At 63.3% G+C, this 12421-nt stretch carries 12 protein-coding genes; 9 read left to right on the top strand and 3 right to left on the bottom strand.

Annotated elements, in window-relative coordinates; genetic code table 11:
• Positions 1-240 precede the first annotated feature (240 nt).
• The 4 genes from C4Q27_RS15070 (at position 241) to C4Q27_RS15055 (ending at position 3765) form a co-directional block, all read left to right on the top strand.
• The gene (locus C4Q27_RS15070) at positions 241-1038 is read left to right on the top strand and encodes a hydroxymethylpyrimidine/phosphomethylpyrimidine kinase (RefSeq protein WP_010955404.1); all 798 of its coding nucleotides are present in this window, start codon (positions 241-243) and stop codon (positions 1036-1038) included.
• 13 nt (positions 1039-1051) lie between these two features.
• Complete coding sequence (gene thiE, locus C4Q27_RS15065) at positions 1052-1675, top strand: thiamine phosphate synthase (protein WP_104887008.1); 624 nt, start codon at positions 1052-1054, stop codon at positions 1673-1675.
• Between the two features lie 16 nt (positions 1676-1691).
• Positions 1692-2975 (top strand): glutamate-1-semialdehyde 2,1-aminomutase, encoded by a 1284-nt coding sequence (hemL, locus tag C4Q27_RS15060; protein ID WP_010955406.1) that lies wholly within the window; start codon positions 1692-1694, stop codon positions 2973-2975.
• Positions 2976-3219: 244 nt separating this feature from the next.
• The gene (locus tag C4Q27_RS15055; protein ID WP_004576914.1) at positions 3220-3765 is read left to right on the top strand and encodes a tetratricopeptide repeat protein; all 546 of its coding nucleotides are present in this window, start codon (positions 3220-3222) and stop codon (positions 3763-3765) included.
• A gap of 3 nt (positions 3766-3768) precedes the next feature.
• Here the strand turns inward: C4Q27_RS15055 and C4Q27_RS15050 are convergent, their stop codons facing one another.
• Positions 3769-4095, bottom strand: a complete 327-nt coding sequence (locus C4Q27_RS15050; RefSeq protein ID WP_104887007.1) for a DUF1820 family protein — start codon at positions 4093-4095, stop codon at positions 3769-3771.
• A 256-nt stretch (positions 4096-4351) separates the two neighbouring features.
• On the opposite strand from C4Q27_RS15050, the gene C4Q27_RS15045 reads away from it, so the two are divergent.
• From C4Q27_RS15045 to lnt, 4 genes are read left to right on the top strand one after another with little or no spacing between them, the layout of a single operon-like run.
• Positions 4352-5350 carry a PhoH family protein gene (locus tag C4Q27_RS15045; protein ID WP_014592526.1) on the top strand — a complete coding sequence of 333 codons (999 nt, stop codon included), beginning with the start codon at positions 4352-4354 and terminating at the stop codon, positions 5348-5350.
• A complete protein-coding gene (gene ybeY / locus C4Q27_RS15040; RefSeq protein ID WP_010955408.1) occupies positions 5343-5816 on the top strand; it encodes an rRNA maturation RNase YbeY in 474 nt (157 codons plus the stop codon). The genes C4Q27_RS15045 and ybeY overlap by 8 nt, the downstream gene beginning before the upstream one ends.
• A 25-nt stretch (positions 5817-5841) precedes the next feature.
• Positions 5842-6681, top strand: a complete 840-nt coding sequence (locus tag C4Q27_RS15035; RefSeq protein WP_003249762.1) for an HlyC/CorC family transporter — start codon at positions 5842-5844, stop codon at positions 6679-6681.
• Positions 6682-6689: 8 nt separating this feature from the next.
• A complete protein-coding gene (gene lnt / locus C4Q27_RS15030; protein WP_104887006.1) occupies positions 6690-8207 on the top strand; it encodes an apolipoprotein N-acyltransferase in 1518 nt (505 codons plus the stop codon).
• Between the two features lie 146 nt (positions 8208-8353).
• Here lnt and C4Q27_RS15025 read toward each other — a convergent pair whose 3' ends face one another.
• Together C4Q27_RS15025 and C4Q27_RS15020 are read right to left on the bottom strand one after the other, a co-directional pair.
• Positions 8354-9115 (bottom strand): YdcF family protein, encoded by a 762-nt coding sequence (locus C4Q27_RS15025; RefSeq protein WP_064491245.1) that lies wholly within the window; start codon positions 9113-9115, stop codon positions 8354-8356.
• Positions 9116-9249: 134 nt separating this feature from the next.
• Positions 9250-9564, bottom strand: coding sequence for a hypothetical protein (locus C4Q27_RS15020; protein WP_010955411.1), 315 nt, complete (start codon positions 9562-9564; stop codon positions 9250-9252).
• A gap of 227 nt (positions 9565-9791) precedes the next feature.
• Here C4Q27_RS15020 and leuS point away from each other — a divergent pair, with 227 nt between their 5' ends.
• The gene (gene leuS, locus C4Q27_RS15015) at positions 9792-12398 is read left to right on the top strand and encodes a leucine--tRNA ligase (protein WP_104887005.1); all 2607 of its coding nucleotides are present in this window, start codon (positions 9792-9794) and stop codon (positions 12396-12398) included.
• Positions 12399-12421 lie beyond the last annotated feature (23 nt).

The raw sequence follows: 12421 nt of genomic DNA, 5'->3' as shown, positions 1-12421 counted from the left end.
CGCGTCGCGGTAGCCTCCCATCCGTTTGAGACGACGTGATCCTGCAGAACCCGTTTGTCGAGTTATCCGAGCACTCTAGCATAGCCTCACAACCTGGCAATCGGCCACATAAAAACACAAAGAAAAGGCTCTAAATCAATGCTTTCAATAGAAAACCAATCAGCAACCTGACCGATCGATCAGTAAAACTCGTTTGTCGGACGATCCGCCCAAACAGGTTTGGTGGTAAGCTCGCCGACCATGAATACCTACAGCTCCCGCCCCGTTGTCCTCTGTCTCTCCGGCCACGACCCCAGTGGCGGCGCCGGCTTGCAGGCAGATATCGAAGCCCTGATCGCCCAAGGCTGCCACGCTGCACCTGCAGTGACCGCCCTGACCGTACAGGATACCGTCAACGTTTCCGACTTCCGCGTGCTCGACCGCGAGTGGGTGCTGGCCCAGGCCAACGCCGTGCTGGCCGACTCCACGGTGGCCGCCGTCAAGTTGGGCATGCTCGGCTCGATCGAGATGGTCGACACCGTCGCCGAACTGCTGGCCGCCCACCCTCACCTGCCGCTGGTCTGCGACCCGGTACTGCGTGCCGGTGGCGGTGGCCGCCTGGGCAAGGACGAAGTGGGCTACGCCCTGCGTGAACGGTTGCTGCCGCTGGCGACCATCGCCACGCCGAACCTGCCCGAAGCACGCATCCTCGCCGAACTGCCCGAGGGCACCGCTGACGAATGTGCCGAGAAACTGTTGCCGTTCTGTAGACACCTGCTGATTACCGGCGGTCACGGCGACGAAGACGAAATCCACAACCGCCTGTACACCCAGGACGGCCAGCACTTCACCTGGACTTGCCAGCGCCTGCCGGGCAGCTACCATGGCTCGGGCTGCACCCTGGCCAGTGCACTGGCTGGCCGCCTGGCGCTCGGCGAGCAGCTGGAAAGCGCCGTGCGCACCGCCCTGGACTACACCTGGCGCACCCTGCGGGACGCCGAGCAACTGGGCAAAGGCCAATACGTGCCGCGCCGCCTGCCCCTGGACTTCTGCTCCTGATACGAGGCCTTCAATGAAGCTACGCGGTCTGTATGCCATCACCGACAGCCAGCTGCTCGCCGGCCGTTTCCTGTCCCATGTCGAGGCGGCCCTGGAAGGCGGCGTGTGTCTGCTGCAGTACCGCGACAAGAGCGACGATGCGGCGCGCCGCCTGCGTGAAGCCGAAGGGCTGATGAAGCTCTGCGAGCGTTACGGCACCCAGTTGCTGATCAACGACGACGCCGAACTGGCCGCCCGCCTGGGTGTCGGCGTGCACCTGGGCCAGACCGACGGCCCGCTGACCCCGGCCCGCGCACTGCTCGGCCGTCAGGCAATCATCGGCTCCACCTGCCACGCCAGCCTCGAACTGGCCGCCCAGGCTGCCAGCGAAGGCGCCAGCTACGTGGCCTTTGGCCGCTTCTTCAATTCTGTCACCAAGCCGGGCGCGCCCGCTGCCAACGTCGGCCTGCTCGAGCAGGCCCGCGCCCAGGTGAAACTGCCGATCGCCGTGATCGGCGGCATCACCCTCGACAACGCCGCCCCGTTGGTCGCCCACGGCGTCGACCTGCTGGCGGTGATCCACGGCTTGTTCGGTGCCGACAGCGCGCAGGAAGTCACCCGCCGCGCCCGCGCCTTCAACGCCTTGTTCGCATCCTGATTCGAGAGATACTTCCATGTCCCGTTCCGAAGCCCTGTTCGCCCAAGCCCAGAAGCACATCCCTGGCGGCGTCAACTCGCCAGTCCGCGCTTTCAAGAGCGTTGGCGGCACGCCGCTGTTCTTCAAGCATGCCGAAGGCGCCTATGTCGTTGACGAGGACGACAAACGCTACGTCGACTACGTCGGCTCCTGGGGCCCGATGATCCTCGGCCACGGCCACCCGGACGTGCTGGACTCGGTACGCAGGCAGCTGGAGCACGGCCTGTCCTACGGCGCGCCGACCGCCATGGAAACCGAGATGGCCGACCTGGTCTGCTCGATCGTACCGTCGATGGAAATGGTGCGCATGGTCAGCTCGGGCACTGAAGCCACCATGAGCGCCATCCGTCTGGCCCGTGGCTACACTGGCCGTGACGCCATCATCAAGTTCGAAGGCTGCTACCACGGCCACTCCGACAGCCTGCTGGTAAAGGCCGGCTCCGGCTTGCTGACCCAAGGCGTGCCAAGCTCGGCAGGCGTGCCAGCGGACTTCGCCAAGCACACCCTGACCCTGCCGTTCAACGACATCGCCGCCGTCGAGAAGACCCTGGCCGAAGTTGGCCAGACCGTGGCCTGCATCATCGTGGAGCCAGTGGCCGGCAACATGAACTGCGTACCACCGGCACCGGGCTTCCTCGAGGGCCTGCGCGAGCAATGCGACAAGCATGGCGTGGTGCTGATCTTCGACGAAGTGATGACCGGTTTCCGCGTCTCGCTCGGCGGCGCCCAGGGCCATTACGGCATCAAGCCGGACCTGTCGACCTTCGGCAAGATCGTCGGTGGCGGCATGCCGGTCGGCTGCTTCGGCGGCAAGCGTGAAATCATGGGCTGCATCGCCCCGCTCGGCCCGGTCTACCAGGCCGGCACCCTGTCGGGCAACCCGCTGGCCATGGCCGCCGGCCTGACCACCCTCAAGCTGATCAGCCGCCCAGGCTTCCACGCCGAGCTGACCGACTACACCAGCCGCATGCTTGACGGCCTGCAGCAACGCGCCGATGCCGCTGGCGTGCCATTCGTCACCACCCAGGCCGGTGCCATGTTCGGCCTGTACTTCAGCGGCGCCGACGATATCGTCACCTTCGAAGACGTGATGGCCAGCGATGCCGAGCGCTTCAAGCGCTTCTTCCACCTGATGCTCGACGGTGGCGTGTACCTGGCACCGAGCGCATTCGAAGCGGGCTTCACCTCCATCGCCCATGGCGACAAGGAGCTGCAGATCACCCTGGATGCGGCTGAGAAAGCCTTTGCCGCCCTGAAGTGATGGCCAGCCTGTACCGGCCTCTTCGTGAGCCAACCCACTCCTACACTCATGAAAGCGACACCCCCTTGTAGGAGCGGGTTCACCCGCGAAGAGGCCGGCACAGGCAATAATTACGCACACACAATCAGCTGACTTCCCCAACCAAGCAGAAATTCGAGTAAAACTTTGTAAGGTTGGCGCTGCTTATCCCATAATGTGCCACCAGAGACATTGGCCGCAGCTTTGCAGAGGTAAGTCGATCCCCATGAACCGCACCGGCCGCGCCCTGACCCTGGGCTGCCTGTTGCTTCTTCAGCCCCTGCTGGCCCTGGCGGAGGGCGGTAACTCGTTGCTGATTCCGGCGACGGGCCGCTGCACCTTGAACGTTCAGCCTGAAGACCTGGCAAACGCCCTCAAGGCCTGCGAGCAGACGGCGACTGCGGGGGATGCCCAGGCGCAATTCGAACTGGGCGAGTATTACTACACGCAAACGCCAAAAAACCTGGGCAAAGCCCTGGACTGGTTCCAGAAGGCATCGCTGCAGGGCCAAGCCGACGCCCAATATCGTCTGGGTGCCATGTTCTTCCATGGCGAAGGGGTCAAGGCCAACAACGTGCAGGCCTACATCCTGCTGAAAATGGCTGCGGTCAATGGCGCCGAAGATGCGCTGGACATGGCCGACGAAGTGACCGAGCAAATGCCCCGCGACGAACTGGAGCATGCCACCCAGGTGCTCGGCCAGATTTTCCGCAAGTACCTGCTCGAACTGCAGAACGCCGAAGGGCGCACGCCGTTCTCGCCGCTTCCCTGAAGGTCACTTTTCCGGCATTGGCATCGGGAACGGCATCACATTGCCGCCGCCCTTGGCCTCGCTGATCTTCGCCGTGCCCAGGCGCTCCACCTCATCGATGCGCACAATCGAGTGCACCGGCACGAAACTGCGGACCACTCCGTCGAACTGGCTCTTGAGCTTCTCCTCACTCGGGTCCACGACCAGTTGCGAGCGCTCGCCGAACACGAACTCCTCGATTTCCAGAAAGCCCCACAGGTCACTCTGGTAGATCTGCTTGGCGTACATCTCGAAGACCTGACCCTGGTTCAGGAAGATCACTTTATAGATGGCGGGTTCGCGTTTGCTCATGTTTGGCCAGATAACACATGCGTAAGAAAAGACGGGGATCATACCTGCACCGCCCCCTTCGCGGGCAAGCCCCACAGGTATTGCACCCACCTTCAAACCCGTGCAGTACCTGTGGGAGCGGGCATGCCCGCGAAGAGGCCAGAACAGGCACTATATACCTTGAGCCAACCCTTGATCGTTTCAGTGCTTTCGCCACTGCCATTCAAGGGTTATTCTTGAGTTCAACTCCATCGCCGTCGAGCGGCTAAAAACGACCTTGAACGCACCCATAGAACCCCATCGTTTCATCCTCGAACCTTTCGAGGCCCACCGTTTCGCCAACTTGTGCGGCCAGTTCGACGAGCACCTGCGCCTGATCGAACAGCGCCTGGCCATCGAGATCCGCAACCGCGGCAATCAGTTCGAACTGATCGGCGAACCCAGGACCACCTCCGCTGCCGAACAGCTGTTGCGCCGTCTCTATCGCGAGACCAAGGCCACCGACCTGTCACCGGAAACCGTGCACCTGTACCTGCAGGAGTCGGCTGTCGAGAACATCGACAACCCGGCCGTCAACGAGGTCAGCGTGTCGCTGCGCACGCGCAAAGGCAACATCCGCCCGCGCGGGCTCAACCAGCAGCGCTACGTCAAGGAAATCCTGGCCAACGACATCAATTTCGGCATCGGCCCGGCCGGTACCGGCAAGACCTACCTGGCCGTAGCCTGCGCCGTGGACGCGCTGGAACGCGAACAGGTGCGCCGCATCCTGCTGGTGCGCCCGGCGGTCGAGGCGGGTGAGAAGCTCGGTTTCCTGCCCGGCGACCTGGCACAGAAAATCGACCCGTACCTGCGCCCGCTGTACGACGCCCTGTACGAAATGCTCGGCTTCGAACACGTGGCCAAGCTGATCGAACGCCAGGTGATCGAAATCGCCCCTCTGGCCTACATGCGTGGCCGCACCCTGAACAACAGCTTCATCATCCTCGACGAAAGCCAGAACACCACGCTCGAGCAGATGAAGATGTTCCTGACCCGCATCGGTTTCGGCTCTACTGCGGTGATCACCGGTGACATAACCCAGGTCGACCTGCCCCGTGGCACCAAGTCGGGCCTGGCGCACGTCATCGAGGTGCTGAAGGACGTTCCGGGGATCAGCTTTACCCATTTCCAACCCAAGGATGTGGTTCGTCACCCACTGGTTCAGCGTATCGTCGAAGCCTACGACCGCTTCGAAGCCCGCCAGCCCAAGCCCGAGGCGCCCGGCAAAGATGCTTGAACTTGATATCCAACGGGCCACGGATGCTGCCACTCCAGAAGACGCCGCCTTGCGCCGCTGGTGCGAATTGGCGTTGCGCCAGCGCAGCGCCGACTCGGAAATGACCATTCGCCTGGTCGACGAAGCCGAAGGCCGCGAGCTGAACCACACCTACCGGCACAAGGACTACGCGACCAATGTGTTGTCGTTCCCGGCCGATGTGCCCGATGACCTGCTCGATATCCCGCTGCTGGGCGACCTGGTCATCTGTGTAGCGGTGGTCGAGCGCGAAGCGGCCGAACAAGGCAAATCGCTGGAAGCCCACTGGGCGCACCTGGTCATCCACGGTTGCCTGCACTTGCTCGGCTATGACCACATCGAGGATGAGGAAGCCGAGGAAATGGAAAGCCTGGAACGGGAATTGCTGGCAGAACTGGGTCACCCCGACCCGTATGCCGATGATGAAACCGACACAATCACACACTGATACACGAAGGATCACGAGAACCGCCATGAGCGAAGATCGATCGAGCAACGGGCAGAAGTCCTGGCTGGGTAAACTGACCCAGGCTTTTGCCCATGAGCCGAAAAACCGCCAGGAGCTGCTTGAGCTGCTGCGCGAAGCCCATCAGAACAAATTGCTGGACAGCGAAGCGCTGACCATCGTCGAAGGCGCCATTCAGGTAGCCGACCTGCAGGTTCGCGACATCATGGTGCCGCGCTCGCAGATGAACAGCATCAAGGCCGGCCAGTCGCCTCGCGAGTTCCTGCCGGCGGTGATCGACGCCGCGCACTCGCGCTACCCGGTAATCGGCGAAAGCCATGACGATGTGCTCGGGATCCTGCTCGCCAAAGACTTGCTGCCGTTGATCCTCAAGGAGAACGGCGACAGCTTCAACATCAAGGACCTGCTGCGCCCGGCCACCTTCGTGCCCGAGTCCAAGCGCCTGAACGTGCTGCTGCGTGAATTCCGCGCCAACCACAACCACATGGCCATCGTCATCGACGAATATGGCGGCGTGGCGGGCCTGGTCACCATCGAGGACGTGCTGGAGCAGATCGTCGGCGATATCGAAGACGAGCACGACGTCGAGGAAGACAGCTACATCAAACCACTGCCCAGCGGTGATTTTTTGGTCAAAGCGCTTACCCCGATCGAGAACTTCAACGAGTTCTTCGACAGCGAGTTCTCCGATGACGAGTTCGACACGGTCGGCGGCCTGGTGATGAGCGCCTTTGGCCACCTGCCCAAGCGCAACGAAACCACTGAGATCGGGTCTTACAAGTTCCGTATTCTCAACGCCGACAGCCGGCGGATACACTTGCTGCGCCTGACCCCGATCACCCGTTAAGGACAAACATGCGTTGGATCACCCGCCCCGGCTGGCCCGGTAACCTGCTGGCCCTGGCGGCCGGTGCTTCCACCCTCCTGGCCCTGGCGCCGTTCGACATCTGGCCGTTGGCGGTGCTGTCCATCGCGGTGCTCTACCTTGGCCTGCGCGAGCTCAGCCCGCGCCAGGCCATGTGGCGTGGCTGGTGGTTTGGGTTTGGCCTGTATGGCGCCGGCACCTGGTGGATCTACGTCAGCATGAACACCTACGGCGGCGCCTCGCCGCTGCTGGCAATCGTGTTGTTGCTGGTGTTCTTCGCCGCACTGGCCTGGTTCTTCGCCCTGCCCACCTGGCTGTGGGCGCGCTGGCTACGGCGCAACGAAGCACCACTGGCCGACGCCCTGTGCTTCGCCGCCCTCTGGCTACTGCAAGAGGCCTTCCGCGGCTGGTTCCTGACCGGTTTCCCCTGGCTCTACGCCGGCTATAGCCAGCTGGACGGCCCGTTGGCCGGCCTTGCGCCGCTGGGCGGGGTATGGCTGATTTCCTTCAGCCTCGCCCTCACCGCCGCCCTGCTGTGCAACCTGCACCGCCTGCGCACCCGCCCCTCGTTCCTGGCCGTGGCCAGCGTGCTGTTGCTGGCCCCCTGGGTGCTGGGCCTGGCGCTCAAGGGCCATGCCTGGACCATTCCGGCAGGCGATCCGCTGAAAGTGGCGGCGATCCAGGGCAACGTCGAGCAGGACCTGAAATGGGACCCTGCGCACATCGACGCGCAACTGGCGCTATACCGCGACCTGAGCTTCAGCTCCAGGCCGGTGGACCTGCTGGTGTGGCCGGAAACCGCCGTTCCGGTGCTCAAGGACCAGGCCCAGGGCTACATCGACGTGATGGGCCGCTTCGCCGCCGAGCGCCACTCGGCGCTGATCACGGGCGTGCCGGTGCGCGAAGAAGTGCACCACCAGCGCCGCTACTACAACGGCATCACCGTCACTGGCGAAGGCGATGGCACCTACCTCAAGCAGAAGCTGGTGCCATTTGGCGAGTATGTGCCGCTGCAAGACGTGCTGCGTGGGGCCATCGAGTTCTTCAACCTGCCCATGTCCGACTTCGCCCGCGGTCCGGAAGACCAGCCGCTGCTGCAGGCCAAGGGCTACCAGATTGCGCCTTACATCTGCTACGAGGTGGTCTACCCCGAGTTCGCCGCCGGCCTGGCTGCGCGTAGCGACCTGCTGCTGACCATCAGCAACGACACCTGGTTCGGCAAATCGATCGGCCCCTTGCAGCACCTGCAGATGGCGCAGATGCGCGCGCTGGAAGCCGGCCGCTGGATGATCCGCGCCACCAACAACGGCGTGACCGCGCTGATCGACCCGTTTGGCCGCATTACCACGCAGATTCCGCAGTTCCAGCAGGCCGTGCTGTATGGCGAGGTGGTGCCGATGCAGCAGCTGACGCCTTACCTGCAATGGCGCTCATGGCCGCTGGCAATTGTCTGTGCATTGCTGCTGGGCTGGGCGTTGCTGGCAGGGCGTATTGCAAAAACCGTCTGATTGGCGATACGCGACCACTGTAGGAGCGGGTTTACCCGCGAATACGGTAGTCGCGGCAACGGTGAACGGCGGGTGGAGATTGGCCAGCGGGGCTGGCCCTTTCGCGGGTAAACCCGCTCCTACAGGCGACTGTGTAAGCCGGTGAATCAGTAGAACACCCGATACCCCACCAACCCCACCACTTCATTGAACAACTGCCCGCTCTGCCACATCGCCCGGCTCTCTGGCAGCAGCCCGCCAAACGGCCGCGCATGATCGCGCCCAAGGAACCCCACCGGCGCCGGCACCACCTCGAACCCCGCCTGTTCAAAACTCCAGCGTGAGCGCTGCATGTGCCAGGCCTGGGTCACCAGCACCACCCGGCGAAACCCCAAAGGCTGCAGCACCTTGGCCGTCAGCTGAGCATTTTCCCAGGTCGTGCGGCTGGCCTCTTCGCGCCATTTCACCTCGACAGCGAAATCTTCATGCAGGCGCTCCGCCATCAGCCTCGCCTCGCTGGGCGGCGTGCCGTAATGCAACCCACCACTGGTCAACACTGGCAGGCCCGAGGCTTTGGCCAGTCGCGCGGCAAAGCGCATACGTTCCAGTGCCGTGGCCGTGGGCTGGTCACCGCCACCCCAGGCCGGGTCCCCGCGCTCGCGCCCGGCGCCCAGCACCACAATGGCATCCGCCCGGCTCGCCAGGCCGGCCCAGTCGCTCACGGCCAGCGGCGGCTCACTTTCCAGCACACGGGCGGTTTCCTGCACCACCAGCGGCAGGCTCATCAACCACAGGCCACCCAGCCCTACGGTAAAGCAAAGCGCCGCCAACCGGGGCCGCCGCGTACGCAGCCACCATGCCGCAAGCAGCAGCAAGAACAGCACGCCCGGCGGCATCAGCCATTGTTTGATGAAGAATCGGATCGGCATCGGCCACACCTCCTTGGCAGGCGTGCAGCCTAGAAGGATCGACGCCGGTCAACAAGTGCTTACCGGCGTCGATCTTGAGTTGTGTGATAGTGAAGAACCGGCGCGCGATAGCCTGCGCCTGGCGTCCTGAACGGCTAGCGATGTGGCAGCGTCCTGGATCTCGCCGTACTGGCGGGGCGTTTCTTGTCCTTGAGCCAGATGATCTTGGCCGATGTCGGCTCCGCTTGTGGGTAACTGCCGACAGGGGCATTGTGGCGCTCCGGAAGGGATTCCAGGTAGGCCTTGATCACTTCGAACTCTGCGTGGCTCAGGCCACGCAACTCAAGCTCAGCTGGCATCTCGTCGCGCAATCGCACCGAGGTCCTGGCCGTTTCCAGTGCCAGGCCAAGCCGGTCGATCAGGCGCTCGTAAAGCTCCGGTCTGATTGCGGGTAGCTGCGTCTCTCCCATCCGTTCACCTCATTGAAGGTAAGAATATCTCCCCCCACACCTGAGCTTAGCGTCGTTGCAAAAAGCAGCCGTGCGCCGCGACCAGCGGGCATTCGCAACGAAGGTTTCCCACGATGCGCGGCGCTGCTGTATGCTACGGCGTTCACTCTAAACGACACCGGAGTGCCGGACGCAGCGAGGTTCCGCTGCCTGGAACAAGGTCTCTTCTCTCTCAGCCAAAAGTAGCCATGCACGAACAATACACGCCCCGTGATATCGAAGCCGCCGCCCAGAAGTTCTGGGACGAGCAACAATCGTTCGCTGTTACCGAACAGCCAGGCAAAGACACCTACTATTGCCTATCGATGTTCCCGTACCCGAGCGGCAAGCTACACATGGGCCACGTGCGCAACTACACCATCGGTGACGTGATTGCCCGCTACCAGCGCATGCTGGGCAAGAACGTCCTGCAGCCGATGGGCTGGGACGCTTTCGGCATGCCCGCGGAAAACGCGGCGATGAAAAACAACGTCGCCCCGGCCAAGTGGACGTACGAAAACATCGACTACATGAAGACCCAGCTCAAGAGCCTGGGCCTGGCCATCGACTGGGCACGTGAAGTCACCACCTGCAAACCCGACTACTACCGTTGGGAGCAGTGGCTGTTCACCCGCCTGTTCGAAAAAGGCATCATCTACCGCAAGAACGGTACCGTGAACTGGGACCCGGCGGACCAGACCGTACTGGCCAACGAACAAGTCATCGACGGCCGTGGCTGGCGTTCGGGCGCGCTGATCGAGAAGCGCGAAATCCCGATGTACTACTTCCGCATCACCGATTACGCCGACGAGCTGCTGGAGAGCCTCGACGAGCTGCCGGGCTGGCCTGAGCAGGTCAAGACCATGCAGCGCAACTGGATCGGCAAATCGCGCGGCATGGAAGTCCAGTTCCCGTACGACCAGGCCAGCATCGGCCACGAAGGCACCCTCAAGGTCTTCACCACCCGTCCGGACACGCTGATGGGCGCCACCTATGTCGCCGTCGCCGCCGAGCACCCGCTGGCCACCCAGGCTGCGCAGGGCAACCCGGCGCTGCAGGCGTTCATCGATGAGTGCAAGAGCGGCAGCGTTGCCGAAGCCGACATGGCCACTCAGGAGAAGAAAGGCATGGCCACTTCCCTGCTGGTCGAGCACCCGCTCACTGGCGAGAAGCTGCCAGTATGGGTCGCCAACTACGTGCTGATGCACTACGGTGATGGCGCGGTAATGGCCGTGCCGGCCCACGACGAGCGCGACTTCGAGTTCGCCCACAAGTACAACCTGCCGGTCAAGGCCGTGGTGCGCACCAGCGCTGGCGATGAAGTCGGCAGCGAGTGGCAGGCCGCCTATGGCGAGCACGGCCAGCTGATCAACTCCGCAGAGTTCGACGGCCTGGACTTTGCTGGCGCCTTCGACGCCATCGAAGCGGCCCTGATCCGCAAGGAACTGGGCAAATCGCGTACCCAGTTCCGCCTGCGCGACTGGGGTATCAGCCGCCAGCGCTACTGGGGCTGCCCGATCCCGATCATCCACTGCCCGTCCTGCGGCGACGTCCCGGTGCCGGAAGACCAGCTGCCGGTCACCCTGCCGGAGAACGTGGTGCCGGACGGCGCCGGTTCGCCGCTGGCGCGCATGCCTGAATTCTACGAATGCAGCTGCCCGAAATGCGGTACTCCGGCCAAGCGCGAAACCGACACCATGGACACCTTCGTCGAGTCGTCCTGGTACTTCGCCCGCTACGCCTCGCCAAACTACGACAAAGGCCTGGTCGACCCCAAAGCCGCCAACCACTGGCTGCCGGTAGATCAGTACATCGGCGGTATCGAACACGCGATCCTGCACCTGCTGTACGCGCGCTTCTTCCACAAGCTGATGCGTGACGAAGGCCTGGTCACCTCGAACGAGCCATTCAAGAACCTGCTGACCCAGGGCATGGTGGTCGCCGAGACCTACTACCGCGTTGCCAGCAACGGCGGCAAGGACTGGTTCAACCCGGCCGATGTCGAAATCGAGCGTGATGCCAAAGCCAAGATCATTGGCGCCCGCCTGAAGACCGACGGCTTGCCGGTGGAAATCGGTGGCACCGAGAAAATGTCGAAGTCGAAAAACAACGGCGTCGACCCGCAGTCCATGATCGAAGCCTACGGCGCCGACACCTGCCGCCTGTTCATGATGTTCGCCTCGCCGCCCGACATGAGCCTGGAATGGTCCGACTCCGGCGTCGAAGGTGCCAGCCGCTTCCTGCGCCGTGTCTGGCGTCTGGCTCAGGCTCACGTCAGCCAGGGCCTGCCAGGCAAGCTGGATGTTGCCGCCTTGGACGACGCGCAAAAGGTCATCCGCCGCGCCATTCACGCTGCCATCAAGCAGGCCAGCACCGACGTGGGCCAGTTCCACAAGTTCAATACCGCCATCGCCCAGGTGATGACCGTGATGAACGTGCTGGAAAAGGCCCCGCAAGCCACCGAACAGGACCGCGCCCTGCTGCAGGAAGGCCTGGAAGCCGTCACCCTGCTGCTGGCGCCGATCACTCCGCACATCTCTCACGCGCTGTGGCAGCACCTGGGCCACGCAGGCTCGGTGATCGATGCCGCCTGGCCAAGCGTCGACGAACAGGCGCTGGTGCAGGACTCCATTACCTTGGTGGTTCAGGTCAACGGTAAACTGCGCGGCCAGGTCGAGATGCCTGCCGCTGCCAGCCGCGAAGAAGTCGAAGGCGCTGCCCGCAGCAACGAGAATGTCCTGCGCTTCATCGATGGCCTGACCATCCGCAAGGTCATCGTGGTACCGGGCAAGCTGGTCAACATCGTCGCCAACTGATGAAAACGCCCACCCGCATCGAT

The organism is Pseudomonas sp. SWI36, assembly GCF_002948105.1.
Lineage (GTDB): Bacteria > Pseudomonadota > Gammaproteobacteria > Pseudomonadales > Pseudomonadaceae > Aquipseudomonas > Aquipseudomonas alloputida.
Note: the sequence above shows the minus strand (reverse complement) of the source record. Positions and strands in the feature narration are given on the sequence as shown.

Excerpts from the sequence above, each read along its gene's own strand:
- C4Q27_RS15070 (WP_010955404.1), top strand. The coding sequence starts at position 241 with ATGAATACCTACAGCTCCCGCCCCGTTGTCCTCTGTCTCTCCGGCCAC.
- thiE (WP_104887008.1), top strand. The coding sequence starts at position 1,052 with ATGAAGCTACGCGGTCTGTATGCCATCACCGACAGCCAGCTGCTCGCC.
- hemL (WP_010955406.1), top strand. The coding sequence starts at position 1,692 with ATGTCCCGTTCCGAAGCCCTGTTCGCCCAAGCCCAGAAGCACATCCCT.
- C4Q27_RS15055 (WP_004576914.1), top strand. The coding sequence starts at position 3,220 with ATGAACCGCACCGGCCGCGCCCTGACCCTGGGCTGCCTGTTGCTTCTT.
- C4Q27_RS15050 (WP_104887007.1), bottom strand. The coding sequence starts at position 4,095 with ATGAGCAAACGCGAACCCGCCATCTATAAAGTGATCTTCCTGAACCAG.
- ybeY (WP_010955408.1), top strand. The coding sequence starts at position 5,343 with ATGCTTGAACTTGATATCCAACGGGCCACGGATGCTGCCACTCCAGAA.
- C4Q27_RS15035 (WP_003249762.1), top strand. The coding sequence starts at position 5,842 with ATGAGCGAAGATCGATCGAGCAACGGGCAGAAGTCCTGGCTGGGTAAA.
- lnt (WP_104887006.1), top strand. The coding sequence starts at position 6,690 with ATGCGTTGGATCACCCGCCCCGGCTGGCCCGGTAACCTGCTGGCCCTG.
- C4Q27_RS15025 (WP_064491245.1), bottom strand. The coding sequence starts at position 9,115 with ATGCCGATCCGATTCTTCATCAAACAATGGCTGATGCCGCCGGGCGTG.
- C4Q27_RS15020 (WP_010955411.1), bottom strand. The coding sequence starts at position 9,564 with ATGGGAGAGACGCAGCTACCCGCAATCAGACCGGAGCTTTACGAGCGC.
- leuS (WP_104887005.1), top strand. The coding sequence starts at position 9,792 with ATGCACGAACAATACACGCCCCGTGATATCGAAGCCGCCGCCCAGAAG.